Origin of the sequence: Hungatella hathewayi WAL-18680, assembly GCF_000235505.1 — a bacterium.
GTDB lineage: Bacteria > Bacillota > Clostridia > Lachnospirales > Lachnospiraceae > Hungatella_A > Hungatella_A hathewayi_A.
In genome coordinates this window covers 1,536,207-1,558,571 of sequence record NZ_JH379027.1, presented here as the reverse complement: position 1 = coordinate 1,558,571, position 22,365 = coordinate 1,536,207, and the positions used below count along the sequence as shown (strand labels likewise).

The following is a 22,365-nucleotide window of genomic DNA, read 5'->3' as shown; positions in this document are numbered from 1 at the left end:
CGGCCCCGCCATCAATCAGGCGGAGCCGCTCATTTCCAAGCGAACTCTATCTCATTTTGAATTCTATTTATTTCTCAGTACAGTTTCCAAAGTAGAAGAATCCAAGTGGTGTATAGTACATACCGTCAACTCTGTCGTTTAACATATACTTCTGGGTGTAGAAGTACAGTGGGCAGAGAACGTTGTCTTCCTTCATCAGGATATCCTCAGCCTCGTGCATAGCTTTCATACGCTCTGCCGGTACGGAGGTTGCCTTAGCCGCGTCAATCGCTGCGTCATACTCTGCTCTGGAGTACTGTGCATCGTTGTTACCGCCATCGGTATACCACATATCAAGGAAGGTGATCGGGTCGTTGTAGTCTGCAATCCAGCCGTTACGGGAGATCTGGTAGTTACCCTGTTTACGGTTCTCTAAGAATACGTTCCAGTCCTGGTTGTTCAGGGTTACGGTTACGCCCAGTACTTCCTGCCACATGTTCTGTAATGCCTCACCTACGGCCTTATGCTGGTCATTGGTGTTGTATAAGTACTCAACGGTTGGGAAGCCCTCACCGTTCGGATAGCCAGCCTCTGCAAGCAGGGCACGCGCCTCTTCACAGTTCTTCTCATAGTCTTCCGGTTTCACGCTGTAATACTCGCCGCCTACGGTACGGAAATCATCGCCGGAAGCGCCCTCTGCGTCAGCAGTACCGGAAGGAACGAATCCGGTAGCCGGAACCTGGCCGGTCTGTGTAACGCTGTCAACGATATAGTTACGGTCGATAGCCAGAGTAAATGCCTTACGCACTAACGGGTCTTTGAAAATCTCATCCTCGGTGTTAAAGCATGCATAGTAAGTACCAATGTAATCTACAATGGTTAACTCGCCGGATGCCAAGTAGTTTGGAATCTCATCGGTAGGAACTTCCTCGATGAAGTCAATCTCGCCGCTCTTGTAAGCTGCCAGGATTGCGTTAGCGTCATCTAACAGCGTAAACTTGATGCTGTCCGGACCTAACTTGTCATAGTCATAGTACTCTTCGTTCTTCACGCCCATAATGTAAGCATTGTGGGACCATTCGGACATCTTGTACGGACCATTGCCGATGTAGGTGTTGACATCGTAAGTCCACTGGTCGTTGCCCTCTGCCATATCTTCACGTACTGGATAGGTAGCCGGGAACGCGAGAACTTCCTCAAAATATGGGCAGTCATAGGTTAAAACAACCTCAAGAGTCTTGTCGTCGATGGCTGTTACGGCCAGGGTGGAAGCATCTGCCTCACCGGCAGCAATCTCTGCATAACCCTTTACCATATCAATCATGTATGTATAATCGGCTGTTGTCTCCGGTTTTGCCAGACGCTGCCAGCTGTATACGAAATCACCGGCTGTTACAGGCTTACCGTCGGACCATTTGATGCCATCACGCATCTTGAAGGTGTAGGTAACGGTTCCGTCATCATTTGGCTTCTTCTCCCAAGACTCTGCCTGGCCTGGAGCCAGAATCGCGTTGCCATTGCCGTCATCCACTCTCTTTGCAAGACCTTCGAAGAAATGGTTAATCATAATACCGCCATCTACCGCGGAGTTCAACGCCGGGTCGATAGACTGTGGCTCGGATGCCAGACATACGGCGATGTCAAAGGTACCTGATGCCTCTTTTGTCTCAGCAGCCGTTGTCTCGTCAGCTGCGGTTGTCGCCGCGTCAGGTGCGGCTGTTGTCTCCGGTGCAGCAGTCTTACCGCCACAGGCTGCCAGAGACAGTACCATAGCGGAAGCAAGCGTCAGAGACAGTACTTTTTTCATGTTTCTCATAATACTTATTCCTCCTTTTCTTTCCTTGTTTTCCGGCAGGCTCCCTTCACTCCAAAACCTGCGCCCTGAAGCAATTCCCCACCGGATGTGTTGTATCTTACATTCCCTTTCGGAAAATGATACCGCTTGTTACAGCTTTCCCTCATCCAACAGGTGGCAGGCCGCCCAGTGTCCGGGCTCATGCTCCTTAAATACGGGTGTCTCCATGGAGCATTTCTCCGTGGCGTAAGGACATCTGGTGTGGAACCGGCATCCGCTCGGCGGATTAATCGGACTTGGAATATCGCCCTCCAGCACGATTCTCTGGCGGGTTCTGGAAAGTTCCGGATCCGGCACCGGCACAGCCGACAACAGAGTCTTGGTATAGGGGTGAATCGGGTTCCGGTTCAGCTCGTAGCTCTCGCCAAGCTCCACCAGAGAACCTAAATACATCACACCGATTCGGTTGGAAATGTGCCGCACCACCGACAAATCGTGGGCGATGAAGAGGTAAGTCAGCCCCATCTCCTCCTGCATATCCTCCAGCATGTTCACCACCTGGGACTGAATCGACACATCCAGCGCCGAGATTGGCTCATCACAGACAATGAATTCCGGTTTCACCGCCAGGGCGCGGGCAATGCCCACACGCTGCTGCTGTCCGCCGGAGAACTCGTGGGGATAACGGTTTCCATGCTCCGTGTTCAGCCCCACCTTCCGCAGCAGTTCTTTTATCATATCGGCCCGGTCGCCCTTGCTGGACGCCAGCTTGTGGATATCAATGGCTTCCCCGATAATCTCGCTGACCGTCATACGCGGGTCCAGGGAGGCGGAGGGGTCCTGGAAGATAATCTGCATCTTCCGCCGGTAAGGCAGCATGTTGGCCATCACGGCCTTGCCCACCGGTTTTCCCTCGCTGTCAAGCGGGTTATCATAGATTGGCTCCCCATCATAGATGATGGTTCCGCCGGTTGGCTCGTGGAGTCTTAAAATGGTTCTTCCCAGGGTGGTCTTGCCACAGCCTGACTCTCCTACCAGTCCCAGGGTCTCTCCCTTTCTGATAAAGAAGGAGACATCCTGAACCGCCTGTACTCCCGGCCCTTTCATCCCCTTGACGGGGAAATATTTTCTCAAATTCTTAATCTCAAGGAGTATCTTCTCGTCTTTATTCATGGATAGCTTCCTCCTTGCCTGATGTTTTCTTTTCGTTTAACTGTTCCTGTACTCTAAGCCAGCACGCGGAGCGGTGATTACCCCCCCCCAGGTATACGTAGGGCGGCATTTTTTCCAAGCAGATTTTCATGCAATGCTCACATCTTGGGGCGAAAGGACAGCCTTCCGGCGGATTCAGCATATCAACCGGGGTTCCCTCGATGGGAATCAGTCTCTCATACTCCTCGGCGTCCACACGCGGCATAGAGCGGAGAAGCCCCAGGGTGTACGGGTGTGCCGGATGGTAGAAAATGTCATCCACCGGTCCCTGCTCCACCATTCTGCCTGCATACATAACGGATACTTTATCACAGATATCGGCCACCACCCCTAAGTTGTGGGTGATGAAAATGATACCCATGTTGGTCTTCTTCTGAAGTTCCTTCATCAGTTCCAGAATCTGCGCCTGGATGGTCACATCCAGAGCCGTGGTCGGCTCATCGGCAATCAGCAGCTGGGGATGACAGATTAATCCCATGGCAATCATCACACGCTGGCGCATACCGCCGGAAAACTCGTGTGGATACTGTTTCATACGTTTCTCCACGTTGTTGATACCCACCATCTCCATCATTTCCATGGCACGCTTTTTCGCGTCCTCGGCGGAGATTTTCTTGTCGTGGGCCCGCAGCGCCTCCACAAGCTGGTTTCCAACGGTGTAAACCGGGTTTAAACAGGTCATGGGGTTCTGGAATATCATGGCAATCTTGTTGCCCCTAAGGTTAGTCATCTCCTCCTTAGAAAAGCTAAGTACATCCTGTCCCTCGAAGGTGATGGAACCGCCCACCACTTTGCCTGGGGACTGCAACAGTCCCATGATGGAGTAGGCTTCCACGCTCTTTCCGGAACCGGACTCGCCAACCACGCCCATCACTTCGCCGTAATTTAAATCATAAGAGATGCCTCCCACTGCCTTTACCTCGCCGGCAGGAGTGAAGAAGGAGACATGCAAATCTTTTACTTCCAATAACTTCTCAGCCATATAGCCTCCTCCTTTCTATTTCTTTAATTTCGGGTCTAACGCATCTCTAAGGCCATCGCCAAAGAGGTTGAACGCCAGAATCATCACACTCAGCACCACAGCCGGAATAATCAGGCGGTAGGTGTAGGTATACATTCCGCTGAGGGCGTCCGTCGCCATGGAGCCAAGACTAGGAAGCGGCGCGGAAACACCGACACCCAGATAGGATAAGAAGGACTCCAGGAAGATTGCGGACGGAATCTGTAAACAGGTGGTCACAACAATCTGTCCGATACAGTTAGGAAGCAGATGGCGGCGGATAATCCGGCTGCCGGACGCTCCTAAGGCTTTCGCCGCGGTCACGTACTCCTGCTCCTTCAGCTGGAGCACCTGTCCGCGGATAATACGGCTCATGGTCACCCAGTAGAGAAGTCCAAACGCAATAAACAGGGATATCAGGTTCGGTCCCAGCACGCCCACAAAGGACTTTAAGGGGCCGCTTCCCGAGTTTACATACTCGGTCAGAATCGGTTTTAAAGCGGTGGCAATCAGCAGCACCACCAGCATTTCCGGAACGGCGTAAATCAGTTCCACAATCCGCTGCATCACAGCGTCCACTTTCCCTCCGCAGTAACCGGAGATGGAGCCGTAAAGCGCGCCGATGACAAGCACCAGCAGGGCCGCGCAGATACCGACGGTCATGGACACTCTCGCCCCGTACATCACGCGGACCAGAATATCACGCCCATACATATCCGTACCAAAGATATGTGGAAATACCTTCTCCCCGGCCGCTTTCCGGTCAAGCTCCGCAGGGGAATAGCCAAACAGTTTCTTCTTAATACCAAGCTCTTTTCTCAGAGCCTTCACATCCAGTTCTTCGGATTTCTTGGAGGCATTCTGGGATGCCACCTTGGCCTGGGCCTTGATTTTCGCCCGGTCAACCGGCGACAGCTTCTCGCCCTTGGCGGCAGCTTCCTCCTCGGCCTTGGCAATCATGGCGTCCACATCCAGCACTTCCGTGGCGGTGCGGGCCGCAATCTCATCATCCAGGCGTTTCTGGTCCTCGTTGGAATAGTGATAGGGATATAAATCCTCCGCTCCCGTGTTGAACTGCTCATATCCGTAAGGGATAAACAGCGGTCCCGCAAATGCGAACAGGAACAGGAATATCACCACGCCCAGCGCAACCATAGCCACCGTGTTCTTCTTTAACCGGCGCCACGCGTCCTTCCAGTAGGACACGCTCTGGCGGTCCTCCATGAAGTTATCCTTCTCCGCCTGGCTGGCCGGAGCAAAATCTTCGTCTGTCAAACTGTTCCAGTCCAGAATGGACTCCACATCAGGCTGCAGGGAGACGATACAGCGCTTAATCTTCTTATCTTCACTCACGTCTACTCTCCACCTTTCGCTAAGTTGATTCTCGGGTCAGCCACCTTGTACAGAATATCCACCACCATGTTCATCAGGATGATGAAGCTGGCCAGGAACACCGTGGTTCCCATGATAACCGGGTAGTCTCTGTTCTGGATTGACTGCACCAGATAACGTCCCAGTCCGGGGATGGAAAATACGCTCTCCACAACGAAGCCGCCACACAGAGTAAATGCCACCTGCGGTCCTAAATAGGTAATAACCGGAATCAGAGCATTTCTCAGGGCGTGTTTAAAGATAATCTTGCCATTCTTAAGGCCCTTGGCGCGGGCCGTCTTTATGTATTCCTGGTTTAAGGAATCCAGCATGGCGGAACGGGTCTGTCTCGCCGTATAGCACATGGGATAGAATCCCAGTGAAAAACAGGGTAACACATAGGACCTCCACCCAAGGGCAGGGTCAAAAATCGTCGGGAATATCTTCAGTGACGCGATACCACCCGCAAAGCTTACCAGCAGAACGGAGGCCACAACAAAGCTGGGTGTGGAAATACCCAGGGTACACACCACCCGCAGAATGCTGTCCGTCGCCTTGCCGCGCTTAAACGCCGCCAGACATCCCAGAGGAACGCCCACCAGCACAGCCCATCCCAGAGCGATGGCACCGATTTTTGCGGAAACCGGGAACATCTCCAGGATAATGCTCAAAACCTGGCGGTTCTTCTGCATCTTTAAGGAAACGCCAAAATCACCGTGAAGCAGATTCTCCAGATATTTCCCCAGCTGGACGATAACCGGCTTATCCAGACCGTACTTGGCGTTCAGTGCCGCCAGAGTGGCCGCGGACGGGGTTTTCTCACTCAGCCATGGGCTTCCGGGAACCGCGTTCATCAAAAGGAATGTCACACAGGTCACTAGGAAGATGGTAACCAGTGCCATTGCCAATCTCTTTACAAAATACTTACCCATAAACTTCACATCCTACTTTTCTATTTTCGCTTTATGCTTTCGTGACTTTCCTTTTACTTTTTCCTTTACATAAAAGCATACGTACGGGTTATTTTACCTTAAAATACAGGGCTGGTCAAGAGTTTGGAAATATTTTTCCAAATTTTTGTCCGAATGGAAAAGACGATTGTCTTTATGGCAGATACAAAAAGTGCATAAAAATCCGGAAGAGTTTATGGTTATGCATAAATTCTTCCGGATAATGGTAATGTGGTCTGCTGGTTCTGGAAATATTAAGTCTGTTTTAGGATGCTTTTTTCGCTTCCGGCCGTGTCTCGGATATCTGGTCCGATTCCCCCGCGGTTTCTGCCGGGGCCTGGTTCGAAGGTATCGTTCCGGTCTTCTCCTTTGCCGCCGCGCTTCCCATCCACCAGGCGTTTAGGAGTTTCTTCAGGTAATCCTTGAAGCCGGCTTCCCGGACGGTTCCGTCGGTGAGAATGGGGACTTCGCCCAGGGGTTTTCCGTTCAGGCTGTATTTCAGGACGCCGGCTTTCATGCCGGGCTCGATGGGGGCTTCTATCATTTCCTCCAGGGCCAGTTCTTTTTGGATGGCGGATAAATCATCGCCGTTTAGGCTCAGATAGGAGAAGTTTCCGTCGTATTTCAGGGGGACGGTTTCCTCCACGCCGTTCTTGACCTGCATTTCCGGCAGGGGAAGTTTTTCTTTGTCCTCGTAGAGTTTGCAGTTGGCGTAGCCATAGTTCAACATGGTCTGGGCGTCGGCGAACCGGACTTTGTAGTCGGGGGCCGCCATGACGGTAGCGATGAGGCGGACGCCGTCCTTCTCGGCGGTGGCGGACAGACAGTATTTAGCGATGGAGGTGGAGCCGGTTTTTAGGCCGGTCACCGTAAAGTTGGTGGCCATTTTCAGCAGCTTGTTGGTGTTGGACAGACCGAATTCCTTGGTGCCCTGTTTGGTGACATGGGTAATATTTTCCATCCAGATGGTTGAATAATTATGTATCTGCGGGTATCGGTTGATAAGCTCCCTGGACATGATGGCAATATCCCTGGCCGTGGTCACGTGGGTGGGGGACTCGGTGAGGCCGCAGCAGTCCTCAAAGTTGGTGTTGGTCATGCCAAGTCCCTTGGCCCGCTCGTTCATCATGGCTACAAATTCCGGCTCCCCGCCGGCGATATACTCGGCCATGGCCACGGAGGCGTCATTGCCGGAGGCCACCACGATACACTTGATGAGCGTTTCCACGGTCTGGACCTCCCCCTCCTCCAGAAAGACCTGGGAGCCGCCCATAGACTTGGCGTGGGCGCTTGTCACCACCTCGTCCGTCATCTTGATTTTGCCGGATTCCAGGGCGTCGAATATCAGAATCAGGGTCATGACTTTGGTGACGCTGGCCGGGCTCCGCTTGGTGTCCGCATCTTTTTCGAAAATCACCTGGCCGGTGGAGGCTTCCATCAGGACCGCGGACGGGGCCGCGATCTGGGGACCTCCTCCGGTGGCGACTGGCGCCTCCGTCTCCACCGCCTCGCCTACTTTGGCGGCATCCAGTTCTTCTCCTTCGGTATTGGCGGCAGCAGCTCCATTTTCTGACTGCTGGCCCACTATCATCTGACTGCTCACCACCATGGCAGGTTCCTCGGCCAGCACGGACATGGCCGGGCTGGTGAAGACCATCGAACAGGTACACAGTAAACCTATGATTCGCTTCATAACATCCCTCACATACTTTCATCTCTTATTAATATATAAGGGAGAATCTACTATATATTACATTTTCCATAATTTATTCTGAAATATCATCTCCTGTCTTACTTTTCATGGAATTATATGCTAAAATAGTCTTTGGTTTATGTAAAGTAAATCATTAAAAATTAATTCAATTCAGGGTGGGTGCAGATAGATGAGTAAATCAGATTATAAACGACGGATTCGCCAGCGAAGAATAGCCTGGTTTAAGAGAAATGTTCCGTTTTTGTTGGTCGGGACCGTGACGGTCGGAGCGATTGGGGGCGGCATTTTTTATTTTGGAAGCAAATGGAGACAGGAAGGCAGTATGCCCATCAGTGTGACGGCGTCCGGCACGGAACAGACGGGTGGCAGGGCGGCGGATGCCTCCGAGGATGCGGCATTTCAGGAAAGCTCAGCGGCGGAAGCGGCGGCCCAGGCGTTGAATGCCCAGGTGGAAACGCTGCTGGCCGAGGCGGCGGATATCGCGGCCGGGTATGATTATGATGGGGCGATAGAACACCTTCAGAATGCTCCCATCTACGGGCTGGACACCAGGATTACGGAGGCTGTCACCGGGTACGAACAGACGAAGGCGTCTTTAGTGGAGTACGATATCAACCAGGTGACCCACGTGTTTTTCCACACGCTGATTATGGACAATTCCAAAGCCTTTGACGGTGACAGTAAAGCAGGCGGCTATAATCAGATGATGACAACGAAAAGTGAGTTCGAGAAGATTCTCCAGTCTATGTATGACAGGGGTTATGTGCTGGTGCGTCTCCACGATTTGGCCTATGAGGTGACGGACGAGAATGGCAATGCCAAATTTGTGAAGAATTCCATTCTGCTGCCGGAGGGCAAGAAGGCCTTTGTCATGTCCCAGGACGACGTGTGTTACTATGAATATATGAAGGGGGACGGATTTGCCACCAGGATGATTATCGGGGAGGACGGGAAACCGGTCTGCGAGATGGAACTGGAGGATGGCAGCACTGTGGTTGGGGATTATGATTTGGTTCCCATTCTGGAGAATTTTATCCAGTCCCACCCGGATTTTTCCTACAAGGGGGCAAGGGCTGTGATTGCATTTACCGGGTACAACGGAATTCTCGGGTACCGGACGGCGGAATCTTACAGCGACAAACCGACCTACCAGCAGGACCGGGAAACGGCGGCGGCCGTGGCCCAGTGTCTGAGGGATAACGGCTGGGAGCTGGCCTCCCACAGCTGGGGACACCGGAATATGGGAACCATTGATTTTGCCGATTTTAAGAGGGATACGGATAAATGGGAGGCGGAGGTGGAGTCCCTGATTGGGCCTACGGATATTATTCTGTTCCCCTTTGGCAGTGATATCGGGGACTGGCATCCCTATTCGTCCACCAATGACCGGTTCAATTATCTGAAGTCCAAGGGATTCCGGTATTTCTGTAATGTGGATTCCAGCAAATACTGGATTCAGATTGGGGAGGACCATCTGCGCCAAGGACGGCGGAATCTGGATGGGTATCGGATGTACTACGATATGATTGAGACGGATGAATCGAAATTAAAGCTGAATGATTTGTTTGATGTGAATGAGGTGTTCGATCAGGACAGGCCGACGCCGGTGCCGCCTATGGGTGGGGGCTGAGACCTGAATGAGACCTGAAATAGAAAACCGGGAGCTGCGGGATGGTGTTGAAACCATGGGCATGCTCCCGGTTTTATTTTGTTATTGGAACTGCACAATCTCAATCAAAACTGCACGATCTCGTTGATTGGCTCCGCCGGCTCCACGGTCTCCGCGTAGAGTACCGGGCCGGTTCCCTGATAGTCGGGCCATTCCTCGTATTCGATTCTGGCGCGGACGCGGACCCACTCTTTGGTCTCCAGTTTTCTAGCTTCCCTGGCTTTGCAGATGTAGCCCAAGAAGGTCATGTCGGCTTCACAGCAGGTCATGGCCATTCTTCCCGGAACGAAATAGTTTTTGGGGAAGTTGGGACTTTTCAACACCATGGCGGTAAATTCCACCACTTTTCCACGGTAGCGGTCCGGTTTATCCATCGTGTCGATGTACCAGATGCCGTAATCCCTGGGCGCAATCTCGATGACGTCCGCAGACATGTCGTATGGAAGGTCCGCCTCGGACACCTCCTCTATCTCGCCTTCCTCGTCCTCAAATACAATCTCACAGCGGTTATTCATGGCCTTTAGAGTCCTGCGGTAGCTCTCCAAATCCTCAATGCCGTCACAGCGGTTGCAGATGATTAATTCGGAGTTTCGCACCATGGCTCCCAGTAAGGGCTTCATGTTCTTTAAATAAAGGTCGAAGGTGGAGCCGTCTATGATGGTCACCTGCTGGTAGACGATCCAGTCTTTCGGCAGGCGTAAATCATCCTGGTTCCACATGCCGTTCCACTCCATCAGCACCCGCTCCGGGTTGTACAACAGCTCCAGTTCTTCCAGCTTCGCCGGCGTCAAATCGGCCAGACTGTCAATATATACGATAGCGGTCCTGGTCTCTTTTAACAGCTGCTCATCGTACTCGGTATCGCCCTCCTCACAGACAATGAGCAGTGTCTTTCCCTCTGTCCGGAAATAATCCTGCTCCATTGTGAACTGGAGAAACTGCGTCTTTCCTGCTTCCAAAAAGCCGTTTATCAGAAACAACGGCATCATATCGTCTTCTATCTCTGGTCCCATGTTTTAACTCCTGACAAATGCATTTTTCAGTGCTTCTTCGTTTAAGTTGGCGCCGATGACGCACACCTTGCCGGTGTACTCCGGCTGGCCGGTGCGGATTTCATACTCGTCCGGAACCAGATCAAAGTAGAACCATTCACCGCTGCCTTCCGCCGGTACCATACCCTTGGCACGGAGCACTTCGCCGTACTCGTCGCCGTTGGCCAGTTCGTCCAGAATGGCATCCAGTTCCTCTTTCTGAATCGGAGCCACATGCTCGGCGCCCCAGCTGGTGAATACTTCGTCGGCGTGGTGATGGCCCTCATGGTCGTGACCGCAGCCACAGCCGCAGGCGTCACCGTGGGCGTGGTCATGGTCGTGGTGGTGAGGTCCATGGTGCTCGTGATCATGTCCATGCTCTCCACAGCCACACTCGCCGTCATGGTCGTGGTGGTGAGGTCCGTGGTGCTCATGCTCGTGTCCATGCTCTCCGCAGCCGCACTCGCCGTCATGGTCGTGGTGGTGAGGTCCGTGGTGCTCATGGTGATGCTCGTGCTCATGCTCATGGCGCTCCATCACTTCTTTCAGCAAGTCCTCCTCCATGGTATCCGGCTTCTCAATAATCTCCAGAAGCTGGGCGCCGGTCAGCTGGCTGCACGGCGTGGTGATAATCGCGGCCTTTGCATTGTGCTCCCGCAGCAGCTCCACTGCCTTCTGCACCTTGTCCGCCGCCACCACATCGGTCCGGCTCATCACGATGGTTCCGGCATTTTCAATCTGATTGTTAAAAAATTCACCAAAATTCTTCATGTACATCTTGCACTTCGCCGCGTCCACAATCGTCACGGCGCTGTTGAGCGTCACCTCAATCTCCGCCGCCACGTCACGCACGGCCTTCATCACGTCAGACAGCTTGCCCACGCCGGACGGCTCGATAATCACCCGGTCCGGATGGTATTTGGTCAGCACCTCCGCCAGAGAGGTTCCAAAATCTCCCACCAGAGAACAGCAGATGCATCCCGAATTCATTTCCCGGATTTCAATGCCGGAGTCCTTCAAAAAGCCTCCGTCAATTCCAATCTCACCGAATTCATTTTCAATCAGCACCACCTGCTCGCCTGCGATGGCTTCCTCCAGCAGTTTCTTAATAAATGTAGTCTTTCCTGCTCCCAGGAATCCTGAAATAATATCTATCTTTGTCATGCTTTTCTACCTTCTTTCCTAATTGTCTATTGTGTCACAAACTCCCTTTGTTGTCAATATGTGCCATTTCCCAACCGCTTATACAGGAACCCTGAAATTTCTGTTCCCGGATGACCGTATCCGGCCAAAATGGAAGGCGGCTGCCAGTCATCCTGGCGCCGCCTCCCTGTTCGTCATGATTCATTCATAAACCGTTTAATCCCCTGGAATACCTCGTCGCTGATGATATGCTCCATCCGGCAGGCGTCGTCCTCCGCCACTTCCTCCGGCACACCTGCCACCTTCTGAAGAAACGAAGTCAGCAGTTTATGCCTCTCATAGATGGCCGCCGCCTTCTCTCTCCCCTTCTCCGTCAGTTCGATATCGCCGCCCGCTTCCATGGTGATATATCCGTCTTCCTTCAGAATACTCACCGCCCGGCTGACGCTGGGCTTGCTGAAATTCAAGGTTCTCGCTATATCAATGGAACGGACAGTTCCCTGCTGCTCTTTCAACATCAGTATGGTCTCCAGATAATTTTCTCCTGATTCGTACATGGTTCACCCTCCCGCCTTGCACACTGCTACGTTCTATTGTAACCCAAAATCAGGATTACGTCCAGCACTGTGATTGAGAAACTCCTGAGCGAGGCGCATTTTCGCCCCATTGTCAACATCTTCTTCGAAATTTCCCAAAAGGGTGGGGATTTCACTGAAAAACCAGGTGCATTCCGGCCGTCCTGTCAGGCGGAGCGTTCCCCGCACTGAATCTGGTAGAGATTCTTCCTCTTTATCAGTCCTGCCTCCTCCAGAGTCCGCACCATGCGGTAGACCGTGGCCATTCCCATCGTGGGGTCCGATTTGACTGCCTGATAGTAGATTTCCTTGCAGGTGCAGCATTCATCCTGCAAAATGATGTCGATCAGTATCTGTCTCTGACTGGTGATTCTGCACCCGTGCCGTTTTAACTCGTGTAAAATGTAGCTCTTTTTCTCTTGGGTTGACATAAGTCCTCTCCTTTCAGGTAGTTCTGACTGCTTGTTAAAAAATCAGATTTCCGACAACATTGATGATCAATGCCACCACATAAGCGGTTGCCATCTGGAAGCCAACGGCCCGCAGCGTCCATTTCCAGGAGCCGTACTCTCTCTTCATGGCGCCTACGGCTGCGAAACATGGCATACACAGCAGGTTAAACGCCATGTAGGAGTAGGCGGATACCTTGTTGAACACCTCTCCGATGGCCGGCAGAGCCTGCTCGCCCGCGGAGATAGCCTCGATGGTCTCCTCGCTGACGCCGCCGAACAGCTGTCCAAACGTAGCGACAATATTTTCTTTTGCAATCCATCCGGTTACCACGCCTACGCTGGCTCTCCAGTCGGCAAACCCCAGCGGTGCAAATATCCACTTGATGGCATTTCCAATGGAAGCCAAAAAGCTCTCTTCCATATCGCACATACCGCCAAAGTTAAAGTTGGACAGCAGCCAGATGAGCACGGTGGACACAAAGATAACGGTTCCGGCCTTAATAGCAAATCCTTTGACCTTCTCCCACGCGTGAATCAGCACGCTCTTCAACGTGGGGATGCGGTACTGGGGAAGCTCCATGATGAAATTGGAGGTTTCACTCTTAAATGCAAATTTATTTAACAGCAAGGCGCTGATGATAGCCACCACAATTCCTAACATGTAAACCGAGAAAACAATGGCCGTCTGATTGCTGTCCGCAAACAGGGTCACCGCAAACATGGCATAGATGGGCAGTTTGGCGCCACAGGACATAAATGGGGTAATCATCATGGTGATCTTTCTGTCCTTGTCGCTCTCCAAGGTTCTGGAGGCCATAAGCGCCGGCACGGAACAGCCAAAGCCCATCAGCATGGGAATGAAGGAACGCCCGGACAGCCCAAAATGGCGGAAAATCCGGTCCATCACAAAGGCAACTCTGGCCATATAGCCACTGTCCTCCAGGAAGGAAAGCAGCAAAAACAGCACCAGCACCAGCGGCAGGAATCCGGCCACCGCACCGATACCGGCCATCACGCCGTCAATCACAAGGGAAAATGCCCACTCGGAAGCGCCGGCCGCCGTCAGCAGCCCCTCCACCAATCCGGTGAGGAAGCCCCAAAGTTCTTCCACGATGCCGGCCAGCCACACGCCCGGGCTGGGAAGCCCCTCAATGAACAGGAAATTCTCGCTGAAGGTGCAGGCAAACAGCAGATACATGATACCGGCAAAGACAGGCAGGGCCAGGATACGGTTGGTGAGAATCTTATCCAGCTTGTCGGAGGTGGTCTCCTGGTGTCCTTTTCTTCCCTTCCTTACACAGTTTTTCACAATCCCGGCTATGTACTGGTAGCGATAGTCGGCAATTTTGGCTTCCGCGTCGCCGTCGGCATTTTTGTTGGCCGCTTTTACCAGGGTATCGACGGAGGTTATTTCCCGCTCCGACAATGTTTTCCTGACAACCTCATCATTTTCCACCAGCTTGATGGCTTTCCAGTTGTTCTCCTCATTGGCCCCGCCCAGCACATCGGCGATGGCGGAGATAGCATTGGCTAACTCAGGGTCGAACACATCCAGTTTTTTCGGCTTCCGCCCGGATTTAGCCGTTTCTATGGCGGCGTCCATCAGCTCCTTCAGACCTTTTCCGGTACGGGCCACAATGGGAACCACCGGAACGCCCAGCTCCTCGGACAATTTCCCGCAATCAATCTTATCTCCCCGGCTCTCCACCTCATCCATCATGTTCATGGCTACCACCATGGGTATCTGGGTCTCCGCTATCTGGAGGGTCAGATAAAGATTTCTCTCAATGCTGGTTCCGTCCACGATATTAATCACGGCGTCGGGACGCTCTTTTACCAGATAATCTCTGGCCACAATCTCCTCCGCCGAGTAGGGCGACAGGGAATAGGTTCCCGGCAGATCCAGAATCGTCACGTCTCTGTCCTTTTTGTAAATGCCGTCCTTTTTGTCCACGGTGACGCCGGGCCAGTTGCCCACGTGCTGTTTGGAACCGGTAATCTCGTTAAATAATGTGGTTTTTCCGCAGTTTGGATTGCCTGCTAATGCGATTGTTATGCTCATCTTCTTCATTCTCCTCATAGTTAGTTACTGCTAACTCAATATTTAAAAGGAAAGCAGCTCCCTTTTCTCTACATTTCCATCTGAATCTGGGCTGCTTCTTCTTTTCTCAGGCTCAACTCATATCCCCTGACGTTCACCTCTACCGGGTCTCCAAGCGGGGCGACCTTGATGACCTTAATCTCCACTCCCGGGGTCACTCCCATGTCCATGATTCGCCGTTTCATGGGGCCTGTGGCTCCGACAGATGTCACTTTTCCCTGCTGGCCTGGTTTCAATTCTTTTAATGTCATGCGTTTCCTCCTCCGGCTGCGACTAGTCTTCCACCATGATTTTACTTGCCAGTCCCCGGTTCAGGGCAATCTTGACACCCTTCACCATCAGAATCATCCCACTGGCGTTCTCACCTGCAACACGTACCTTCTCGCCTTTGATAAACCCAAGGTCCTGAAGATGTCGTTTCATATCCTCCGCACCTCTGAAATCTTTGATTGTCCTCGTCTCGCCTTCCAGTACCATCGCTAACGGCATACTCATCGCATCCTTTCTATTTTTTTATTTAAATTTTTTACTTAAATTACCTTTGAACCAATTTTTCTTATTGAGATTGGTTATCATTTTCATAGTTATCATACGCTAACTTTCGGAAAATGTCAAGCGTATCTTTCGGGAAAATTAGAAAAATTTACCAAAAAGGCCGGCGGCCCAGCTTTTTTATCGCTGGCGCCGCCGGCCTTCGCCAGCTGTCTTGCGTGAATTTAGTGAAAATAATAATAGGATTTCCCGTCCTCATCATGGAAACAGCGGGAGTCAATGTGGAACACCCGCTCCAGAATCCGGCTCTCATAGATGCGCTCCGGCGTGTCCACAGCCACGGCTCTCCCCTGCTCCATCACCACGATTCTGTCCGCAAACTGAAGGGCGGCGTTCAAATCGTGGAGAACCACCGCTATGGTTCTGCCTTCATTTCGCAGTTCCTTCAGGATATTCATAAATTCTATCTGATAGCAGATATCTAGCCAGGTAGTAGGCTCGTCCAGCAGAAATCCCTTCGTGTCGCCGGCCAGAGCCATGGCAAGATACACCTTCTGCCGCTCCCCGCCGGAGAGATTGGCCATATACTGATGGCGCAGTTCCCAGATGCCCAGTTTTTCCATGGCGTCCTTCACATACTGCCTGTCCTCGTCGGTGTAATGCCGCGGATAGGACTGGTAGGGGAACCGGCCGTGGAGAACCATTTTCTGCGCCGTGATGGCGGGCAGGTTCCGGTTCTGGGGCAGATAGGACACCAGTCTGGCAATCTTTTTATTGCCCAGAACGTCCGCATCTTCCCCCTGTATCAGTACGGTCCCGGAAAAGATATGGCTGAGCCCCACCACGGATTTAATCATGGTGCTCTTGCCGGAGCCGTTGGGGCCGACCACGGCGGTCAGCTCACCCTGGCGGAACACCACATCCACGCCGTGAACCCGGACCTGTTTGCCATATCCGGCGTCCACATGTTTTAACTCAATCATGGCTGCCCCTCCTTCTCTGATGGATTAACAGCCAGATGAAGAACGGCGCTCCGATAAAGGACAGCACGATTCCCACCGGCAGCTCGTAGGGCGCCAGCACCATCCGGGCCGCCAAATCGCAGCCCATCACCAGCAGGGCCCCCAGCAGGGCGGAGGTGACGATAAAGTATTTACACTCGTCTCCCACCATCATTCTGGCCATGTGGGGCACAATCAATCCCACAAATCCCAGCAGCCCCGCAAAGCTGACACTGGCCCCGGCCAGCACCGCCGCCAGCGCCAGAAACAGGAACCGGAAGGCGGTGACCGGAAGCCCCAGTGTCTTGGCGGACGCGTCCCCCAAAGACAGAATCTCCATCTCATTGTGGAGGCTGGCCGTCACCGCCACCGCAATCACGATGGCAATCCCGGCCGGAACCAGCACGGAGGTATTGACGCCGCTCAGTCCCCCGATGCGAAAGCCGCTGCTTCGCACCAGAGAATCGGCGTCAAAGGTGTAAATCGTATCCGTGGCCGCATTTAACAGGCTGTTCACCGCCACGCCCGACAGGACCAGGGTGATTTTGGACGAGCCGGTGTAGCGGGCCAGGAAGTAGACAAAGATAACGGTGATAAACGCCCCCACAAAGGCGGCCAGGGGCAGCATCCCGTACATACCGGGAAGCAGGGAGCCGCAGAGCACCACGGCAAATCCCGCGCCGGCGTTGACGCCGATAATGTTGGGGCCGGCCAGGGAATTGCCAAGCACCGTCTGAATCACGGCGCCGGACACCGCCAGTCCCATCCCCGCCAGAGCCGCCGCAAAGGTCCTGGGAATTCTCACATAGAGAAGAATTCTCTGCTGGGGTGATTGTTCGCCCCTCAGCAGAATGTCCGCCATCTGGGACAGGGAGATATTCACCGCCCCCAGCTTCACACTGACGAGAAACAGCAGGATGGCGCCTGCCAGCAGTCCCAATATCAATTTAGTTCGATTCGCTCTTATTTTCTCCATATAATATGTCAGCTAACATCTGATAGCTTTCTCCCCAGCGGTTATTTGGCTTGTTGTGGAACAGCGCTTTTGGAAGCACGTGGTATCTGTCATTCTTCACCGCCGACAGTTCCTTCCAGGCGGGATTGGAGAGCAGCATGTCCTCCACGGATTTCATGGCCGCCTCATCGGAACTTCCCATGGTGGTCACAAAGATGTAATCCGGGTCCTGGGCAATGATGGACTCCATGCTCAAATCGTCCAGCAGCGCCTTGTCGCTGTCCGCAATATTGACACAGCCCAGGTCCTTCAACATCTGACCCGTCATATTGTCGCTCCCCTTGGCCTTCACCCCGGTTGAAAATGCTCTCAGAAACAGCACCGTCGGATGGCTGCCGTCCGCCCGGGCAATCTGCTCCTTGATCTGAGCCTCCAGACCGGCGCCCTGTTCCTCATATAAATCGGCCCGCCCGGTGATGTCCGTGCATATCTTCATCATGCCCAGATAGTCCTCAAAGGTCTCCACATCAAAGTAGGCGGTGGTAATCCCGGCCTTCTCCAGCGTGTCACGCAGCGCAATATGTTCCTCAATATTTGCAGATAATATTGCAAATGTTGCGCCACTGCCGATGAGGGCTTCCACATTAGGCGATTTCAGCATTCCCAAGTCAACCACCGTGTCCGGGATTTCCACATCCCGCTCACTGTATACATCCTCGGTCACCGCATCCAGCTGCCCGCCGGCCAGCATCCATGCCTGGGCGAAACTGCCGGAAAGAACGGCGGCATGGTCCGTGGGCTCCACGGATACCTGGCTGCCGAGACCGTCGGTGAAGGTGATGGCGGCATTGGCGGCCGTATCAGCCCCCGTCTGGTCCGCCACCACTGTTTCCTGGACAGCTTCAGATGCCTGGGTATCGGTATTGTTTTCTGTCATGGCCGCCTCCTGGGTGGCAGCCGGAGCTTCGTTTCCTGTGTTTTTCGCGGCGCAGCCGGCAAGGCTTAACGCCATCATTGTCATTGCAACAGTTATGCAGGTCTTTCTTCTAGTCATTATAGTTTCCTTTCTTATTCGGAGGCATTTCCCTGTAACAGGAACTGTTCTGCAAGGCAGCATTTTCCTGTCAGGAATGGGTTGTTTCACAATATTACATTCTCTGTAACAAAACAAAAGTCCGTCTGCAAGTCACAGGCGATTCGTGACTGCAGACAGACATGGGAACAAAATCGAATCAGCTTCCGTTTTCTTTCAACCGGAAACGCACCAGCTTCTCAATCAGCTCCTCCGGCAGAGGCTGGTCCATATGAATCTGGATGGTGTTTTTCGTATTTGTCTTGTAGGGCTCCAGTTCCTTTTTAAAATGCTCCAGGGTGGACGGCGTGCAGTAGAATCCGATATGGTTCTTAAATGCCGCAAACTCCACCAGAAATCCCCTCTGATAGTAAGTGGGAACTCCCCAGGCCAGCCTCTCATCGGCGGATGGCGCTGTCTGGTTGATAATCTTCCTCAGCCGGTTCAGCTTCAGCTGCATCTCGTCCGGGAACTGGCTGATGTATTCTTCAATCGTCTGTATCGACGGTTTTCCCATAATGCCGTACCTCAACTTTTTCTTTCACTGCGAAACAATAGAATCGTAATCATTATAACTTTCTGGAAATTCTTTGTCAACTATTACCATTTCCCGCTGGATAAGTCTTTGCGAATTCATCCCCCGTCTGTTATAATGAAGAAATAAGACCAGTTGGCCAAAAAAGGGGGGCGCATATGGTTACCTTGAAACAGATTGCGGATATGCTGGGAGTCAGCCCGACCACCGTATCCAATGTAATCAACGGGCGCGCCGGGAAAATGTCGGCGGAAACGAGACAGCGGATCGAGGAAGCCCTGTGGCAGAACCATTATGAAATTCCATTAAAAACCAGCAGCAGTACCTCAGAGGAAACGCTGGTCGCCGCCGCATTTTATATGGGCGGGTACCGGAATGTCCTTATGGACCCCTTCTGCGGAGAACTGCTTGGCGCCATCGAACAGGAACTGAAAGCATCGGGATGCCGCCTGATCTACGATGTGCCCAACGAACATGAGGACGAAGACCTGTACCGTCTTTTTTCTCCCTGGAATGTTCGCGGCGGCATTCTTTTAGGCTATGAACCGGATAAATGCAGGGCTTTGCAGAGACGAATCTCCAAGCCCCTTGTCTTTATTGATTCCTATTTTGGAGACGGGGAGGAAAGCTATGACAATATTGGGCTTCAGGATTATGAGGGCGCCTGTGAAATGACCTCCTATTTACTGAAGCTGGGGCACCGTTCCATCGCTTTTTTCTGCGACCAGAAACCGCCCATCGCCAGCAGCGGGGAACGCTTCCGCGGGTTTTGCGATACCCTGGCTGGGTCCGGAATCACATTTTCGGACGAGGACTACTACTTCCTTCCGTCCGACAAAAATCTGCGCTTTGAGGTTCTGCGGCAGTTTGCCAGAAAATCCAGGAAACGTTACACGGCCGCGTTTTTCACTTCGGACTTCTATGCCAATGAGAGTATAAACATTTTCTTCTCCCAGGGGCTTCACGTGCCTGATGAATTATCCGTGACCGGGTTTGACGACAACATTTACGCCCGCCTCTCCAGACCTATGCTGACCACCATCCGGCAGTCTCCCACAGACAAAGGACGGATGGCCGTCAAACTGCTGATGCAGCGAATCCGCGGGGAGGAAGAACCACTTCATACGGTGCAGCTTCCCACGGAACTGATTGTGCGGGAAAGCGTCAGGAACATCGGTTCCTTTTAACCGCCTGTGATTGTGCAGATTGTACAATCACAGGCGGCTTTTTTATGCAGTTTATTGGTTTATTCCGTTACTTATTGGAAAACCTCACAAAACCAACTATCCTTTTAGATAAGAACCACACAAGATGATTTGCGAAATGTTAGGAGGATTCATGTATGAAGAAAGAACTGACCGAAACCTGGTGGAAGAAAGCCGTTATCTACCAGATTTATCCGAGAAGCTTCTATGACAGCAACGGGGACGGAATTGGGGACTTACAGGGGATTATCCAAAAATTAGACTATTTGGAAACGCTGGGCGTGGACGCTATATGGCTTTCTCCTGTGTTCCGCTCCCCCCAGGACGACAACGGCTACGATATCTCTGACTATCAGGACATTGACCCGATTTTTGGCACTTTGGCTGATATGGATGAACTGATTGCCAGGGCAATGGATAGGGGAATCCGCATCATCATGGATCTGGTGTTAAATCACAGTTCCGACGAGCATCCCTGGTTTTTGGAGGCGAAAAAGAGCAGGGAAAATCCTTACCATGACTTTTACGTATGGCGGGACGGAGTAGAAGGCGTCTACCCCAATGAACTGACCTCCGCGTTCTGCGGTCCGGCCTGGGAATGGGTTCCCGAATGCGGCCAGTACTACTTACACCAGTTTTCGGTGAAACAGCCGGATTTAAACTGGGAGAATCCGGCGCTGCGACAGGCCATCTACGATATGATTAACTGGTGGATCAAGCGCGGCGTAGGCGGTTTCCGGCTGGATGTGATTGATTTAATCGGCAAAGACGTGGACCGCATGCAGATGCAGGAAGGCCCTATGCTTCATCCTTTTATCAAAGAGATGAGCCGCCAGACCTTTCAGACAGCCGACCTTGTGACTGTGGGCGAGGCTTGGAGCGCGACTCCGGAACGGGCCATGCTTTACAGTAACCCGGATGGGTCCGAGCTTTCCATGGTATTCCAGTTTGAGCATATGATGCTGGACCAGCAGGAGGGAAAAGAAAAGTGGGATTTAGCGCCGCTGCCGTTTGTAACATTTAAAAAAGTATTCACCAAATGGCAGCAGGCTCTCTACAACAAGGGCTGGAACAGCCTCTTCTTCAACAACCACGATCTGCCAAGAGCCGTCTCCCACTTTGGAAATGACGGGAAATACCGGGTGGAGTCAGCCAAGATGCTGGCAACGGTCCTCCACGGCATGCAGGGAACCCCTTATATCTACCAGGGGGAGGAACTGGGAATGACAAACGTGCGGTTTGACATCGAAGAATACCGGGATATTGAACTTCTCAACATGTACCGGGAGCGGAAGGAAAAAGGCTGTCCGGAAGACAGTATCATGCATTCCATCTATGCCAAAGGCCGTGATAACGCCCGGACTCCCATGCAGTGGGACGAGAGCGCCAACGCGGGGTTCAGTACTGCCGCACCGTGGCTTCGCTGTAACCCGAATTATACTATGATCAATGCCGCGGAGGAATTGGTCAACCAGGATTCCGTCTTCCATTACTATCAAAAGCTGATCGCCCTGCGCAAAGAGGAGCCGGTACTGATTGACGGCGCCTTCTATCCACTGATGGAAGATGATGATTCCCTTTTTGCCTATATCCGGGAAAATGAGACGAGCCGGCTTCTGGTATTATGCAATTTCCGGGAAGAACCCTGCGGCGTTCCCTTTGCAGGGGAATGGGAAAACGGCGAAGTGCTGATATCCAATTACCCTGACAGCCGCCCGTCAGAACTCCTCCGTCCCTATGAGGCCATGATGGTTTTGCTCAGAAAGGAGCCTGTATTATGAAAAAGAGCTGGAAACGAAATCTGCTGCTCACAGTGGCCGGAACAGCCGCACTGACGGCTGGCTGCGGCGCGGCCGGCGCTGACAGTCAGGTGGTCCAAATTGATATGGTTCAATATAAAATGGAGGCCGTGGATATCTTCGAGGAACTGGAAGAAAAATTCAATGCCACCCATGATAATATCCGCTTAAACATTGATTCTCCCAATGACGCCATGACAATCTTAAAGACCCGTTTTATCCGGGAGGACGCGCCAGACATCATCGGGATCGGCGGGGAGATCAATTACTCCAGCTTTCTGGATTCCGATATGCTGATGAATTTAGATGATTAT

The 22,365-nt window shown here is 52.5% G+C and carries 20 protein-coding genes and 1 pseudogene; 4 read left to right on the top strand and 17 right to left on the bottom strand.

Translation table 11 applies throughout. The annotated features are described in order from the left end of the window. Nucleotides 1-67: 67 nt before the first annotated feature. The 6 genes from HMPREF9473_RS06960 to HMPREF9473_RS06935 form a co-directional block, all read right to left on the bottom strand. The gene (locus HMPREF9473_RS06960; protein WP_006779369.1) at nt 68-1,795 is read right to left on the bottom strand and encodes a peptide ABC transporter substrate-binding protein; all 1,728 of its coding nucleotides are present in this window, start codon (nt 1,793-1,795) and stop codon (nt 68-70) included. A 129-nt stretch (nt 1,796-1,924) separates the two neighbouring features. Continuing rightward, entirely contained in the window at nt 1,925-2,947 is a 1,023-nt protein-coding gene (locus HMPREF9473_RS06955; protein WP_006779368.1) for an ABC transporter ATP-binding protein, read from the bottom strand. Continuing rightward, nucleotides 2,940-3,968 (bottom strand): ABC transporter ATP-binding protein, encoded by a 1,029-nt coding sequence (locus tag HMPREF9473_RS06950; RefSeq protein WP_006779367.1) that lies wholly within the window; start codon nt 3,966-3,968, stop codon nt 2,940-2,942. The genes HMPREF9473_RS06955 and HMPREF9473_RS06950 overlap by 8 nt, the downstream gene beginning before the upstream one ends. A 15-nt stretch (nt 3,969-3,983) precedes the next feature. Continuing rightward, nucleotides 3,984-5,339, bottom strand: coding sequence for an ABC transporter permease (locus HMPREF9473_RS06945; RefSeq protein WP_006779366.1), 1,356 nt, complete (start codon nt 5,337-5,339; stop codon nt 3,984-3,986). 2 nt (nt 5,340-5,341) lie between these two features. After that, nucleotides 5,342-6,289, bottom strand: coding sequence for an ABC transporter permease (locus tag HMPREF9473_RS06940; protein WP_006779365.1), 948 nt, complete (start codon nt 6,287-6,289; stop codon nt 5,342-5,344). Nucleotides 6,290-6,572: 283 nt separating this feature from the next. Further along, nucleotides 6,573-8,000 carry a D-alanyl-D-alanine carboxypeptidase family protein gene (locus HMPREF9473_RS06935; RefSeq protein ID WP_006779364.1) on the bottom strand — a complete coding sequence of 476 codons (1,428 nt, stop codon included), beginning with the start codon at nt 7,998-8,000 and terminating at the stop codon, nt 6,573-6,575. 190 nt (nt 8,001-8,190) lie between these two features. On the opposite strand from HMPREF9473_RS06935, the gene HMPREF9473_RS06930 reads away from it, so the two are divergent. After that, the gene (locus HMPREF9473_RS06930) at nt 8,191-9,651 is read left to right on the top strand and encodes a hypothetical protein (protein ID WP_006779363.1); all 1,461 of its coding nucleotides are present in this window, start codon (nt 8,191-8,193) and stop codon (nt 9,649-9,651) included. A 104-nt stretch (nt 9,652-9,755) separates the two neighbouring features. On the opposite strand, the gene HMPREF9473_RS06925 is transcribed toward HMPREF9473_RS06930, so the two are convergent. The 11 genes from HMPREF9473_RS06925 to HMPREF9473_RS06875 all read right to left on the bottom strand — a co-directional run bounded on the left by HMPREF9473_RS06925 (nt 9,756) and on the right by HMPREF9473_RS06875 (nt 19,044). Beyond that, entirely contained in the window at nt 9,756-10,703 is a 948-nt protein-coding gene (locus HMPREF9473_RS06925; protein WP_006779362.1) for a TIGR03943 family putative permease subunit, read from the bottom strand. Between the two features lie 3 nt (nt 10,704-10,706). Beyond that, nucleotides 10,707-11,885, bottom strand: coding sequence for a CobW family GTP-binding protein (locus HMPREF9473_RS06920; protein WP_006779361.1), 1,179 nt, complete (start codon nt 11,883-11,885; stop codon nt 10,707-10,709). A gap of 173 nt (nt 11,886-12,058) precedes the next feature. Beyond that, nucleotides 12,059-12,421 carry a metal-dependent transcriptional regulator gene (locus HMPREF9473_RS06915; protein ID WP_006779360.1) on the bottom strand — a complete coding sequence of 121 codons (363 nt, stop codon included), beginning with the start codon at nt 12,419-12,421 and terminating at the stop codon, nt 12,059-12,061. 185 nt (nt 12,422-12,606) lie between these two features. Then, nucleotides 12,607-12,870, bottom strand: a complete 264-nt coding sequence (locus HMPREF9473_RS06910; protein WP_006779359.1) for a transcriptional repressor — start codon at nt 12,868-12,870, stop codon at nt 12,607-12,609. A 34-nt stretch (nt 12,871-12,904) separates the two neighbouring features. Next, nucleotides 12,905-14,953: a ferrous iron transport protein B gene (gene feoB / locus HMPREF9473_RS06905; RefSeq protein WP_006779358.1), complete on the bottom strand. Its 2,049-nt coding sequence runs from the start codon at nt 14,951-14,953 to the stop codon at nt 12,905-12,907. Nucleotides 14,954-15,021: 68 nt separating this feature from the next. After that, nucleotides 15,022-15,243, bottom strand: coding sequence for a FeoA family protein (locus HMPREF9473_RS06900; RefSeq protein WP_006779357.1), 222 nt, complete (start codon nt 15,241-15,243; stop codon nt 15,022-15,024). A gap of 22 nt (nt 15,244-15,265) precedes the next feature. Beyond that, on the bottom strand, nt 15,266-15,481 hold the full coding sequence (locus HMPREF9473_RS06895; RefSeq protein WP_006779356.1) for a FeoA family protein: 216 nt from the start codon (nt 15,479-15,481) through the stop codon (nt 15,266-15,268). A 227-nt stretch (nt 15,482-15,708) separates the two neighbouring features. Continuing rightward, the gene (locus HMPREF9473_RS06890) at nt 15,709-16,467 is read right to left on the bottom strand and encodes an ABC transporter ATP-binding protein (RefSeq protein ID WP_006779355.1); all 759 of its coding nucleotides are present in this window, start codon (nt 16,465-16,467) and stop codon (nt 15,709-15,711) included. Beyond that, nucleotides 16,460-17,461 carry a FecCD family ABC transporter permease gene (locus HMPREF9473_RS06885; RefSeq protein WP_006779354.1) on the bottom strand — a complete coding sequence of 334 codons (1,002 nt, stop codon included), beginning with the start codon at nt 17,459-17,461 and terminating at the stop codon, nt 16,460-16,462. Before HMPREF9473_RS06885 ends, HMPREF9473_RS06890 begins: the two co-directional genes overlap by 8 nt. Then, nucleotides 17,433-18,494, bottom strand: coding sequence for an ABC transporter substrate-binding protein (locus HMPREF9473_RS06880; RefSeq protein ID WP_006779353.1), 1,062 nt, complete (start codon nt 18,492-18,494; stop codon nt 17,433-17,435). The genes HMPREF9473_RS06885 and HMPREF9473_RS06880 overlap by 29 nt, the downstream gene beginning before the upstream one ends. A 178-nt stretch (nt 18,495-18,672) precedes the next feature. After that, nucleotides 18,673-19,044 carry an iron chaperone gene (locus tag HMPREF9473_RS06875; protein WP_242830786.1) on the bottom strand — a complete coding sequence of 124 codons (372 nt, stop codon included), beginning with the start codon at nt 19,042-19,044 and terminating at the stop codon, nt 18,673-18,675. Nucleotides 19,045-19,172: 128 nt separating this feature from the next. On the opposite strand from HMPREF9473_RS06875, the gene HMPREF9473_RS06870 reads away from it, so the two are divergent. The 3 genes and pseudogenes from HMPREF9473_RS06870 to HMPREF9473_RS27560 form a co-directional block, all read left to right on the top strand. Further along, nucleotides 19,173-20,234 carry a LacI family DNA-binding transcriptional regulator gene (locus HMPREF9473_RS06870; protein WP_278245532.1) on the top strand — a complete coding sequence of 354 codons (1,062 nt, stop codon included), beginning with the start codon at nt 19,173-19,175 and terminating at the stop codon, nt 20,232-20,234. A gap of 155 nt (nt 20,235-20,389) precedes the next feature. After that, nucleotides 20,390-22,033: an alpha-glucosidase gene (locus HMPREF9473_RS06865; protein WP_006779350.1), complete on the top strand. Its 1,644-nt coding sequence runs from the start codon at nt 20,390-20,392 to the stop codon at nt 22,031-22,033. Further along, a pseudogene (locus HMPREF9473_RS27560) lies at nt 22,030-22,365 on the top strand (ABC transporter substrate-binding protein); the annotation flags it as partial. The gene HMPREF9473_RS06865 and the pseudogene HMPREF9473_RS27560, both read left to right, overlap by 4 nt.

Coding starts and splice junctions, on each gene's coding strand:
- HMPREF9473_RS06960 (WP_006779369.1), bottom strand. CDS start 1,795: ATGAGAAACATGAAAAAAGTACTGTCTCTGACGCTTGCTTCCGCTATG.
- HMPREF9473_RS06955 (WP_006779368.1), bottom strand. CDS start 2,947: ATGAATAAAGACGAGAAGATACTCCTTGAGATTAAGAATTTGAGAAAA.
- HMPREF9473_RS06950 (WP_006779367.1), bottom strand. CDS start 3,968: ATGGCTGAGAAGTTATTGGAAGTAAAAGATTTGCATGTCTCCTTCTTC.
- HMPREF9473_RS06940 (WP_006779365.1), bottom strand. CDS start 6,289: ATGGGTAAGTATTTTGTAAAGAGATTGGCAATGGCACTGGTTACCATC.
- HMPREF9473_RS06935 (WP_006779364.1), bottom strand. CDS start 8,000: ATGAAGCGAATCATAGGTTTACTGTGTACCTGTTCGATGGTCTTCACC.
- HMPREF9473_RS06930 (WP_006779363.1), top strand. CDS start 8,191: ATGAGTAAATCAGATTATAAACGACGGATTCGCCAGCGAAGAATAGCC.
- HMPREF9473_RS06925 (WP_006779362.1), bottom strand. CDS start 10,703: ATGGGACCAGAGATAGAAGACGATATGATGCCGTTGTTTCTGATAAAC.
- HMPREF9473_RS06920 (WP_006779361.1), bottom strand. CDS start 11,885: ATGACAAAGATAGATATTATTTCAGGATTCCTGGGAGCAGGAAAGACT.
- HMPREF9473_RS06915 (WP_006779360.1), bottom strand. CDS start 12,421: ATGTACGAATCAGGAGAAAATTATCTGGAGACCATACTGATGTTGAAA.
- HMPREF9473_RS06910 (WP_006779359.1), bottom strand. CDS start 12,870: ATGTCAACCCAAGAGAAAAAGAGCTACATTTTACACGAGTTAAAACGG.
- feoB (WP_006779358.1), bottom strand. CDS start 14,953: ATGAGCATAACAATCGCATTAGCAGGCAATCCAAACTGCGGAAAAACC.
- HMPREF9473_RS06900 (WP_006779357.1), bottom strand. CDS start 15,243: ATGACATTAAAAGAATTGAAACCAGGCCAGCAGGGAAAAGTGACATCT.
- HMPREF9473_RS06895 (WP_006779356.1), bottom strand. CDS start 15,481: ATGCCGTTAGCGATGGTACTGGAAGGCGAGACGAGGACAATCAAAGAT.
- HMPREF9473_RS06890 (WP_006779355.1), bottom strand. CDS start 16,467: ATGATTGAGTTAAAACATGTGGACGCCGGATATGGCAAACAGGTCCGG.
- HMPREF9473_RS06885 (WP_006779354.1), bottom strand. CDS start 17,461: ATGGAGAAAATAAGAGCGAATCGAACTAAATTGATATTGGGACTGCTG.
- HMPREF9473_RS06880 (WP_006779353.1), bottom strand. CDS start 18,494: ATGACTAGAAGAAAGACCTGCATAACTGTTGCAATGACAATGATGGCG.
- HMPREF9473_RS06865 (WP_006779350.1), top strand. CDS start 20,390: ATGAAGAAAGAACTGACCGAAACCTGGTGGAAGAAAGCCGTTATCTAC.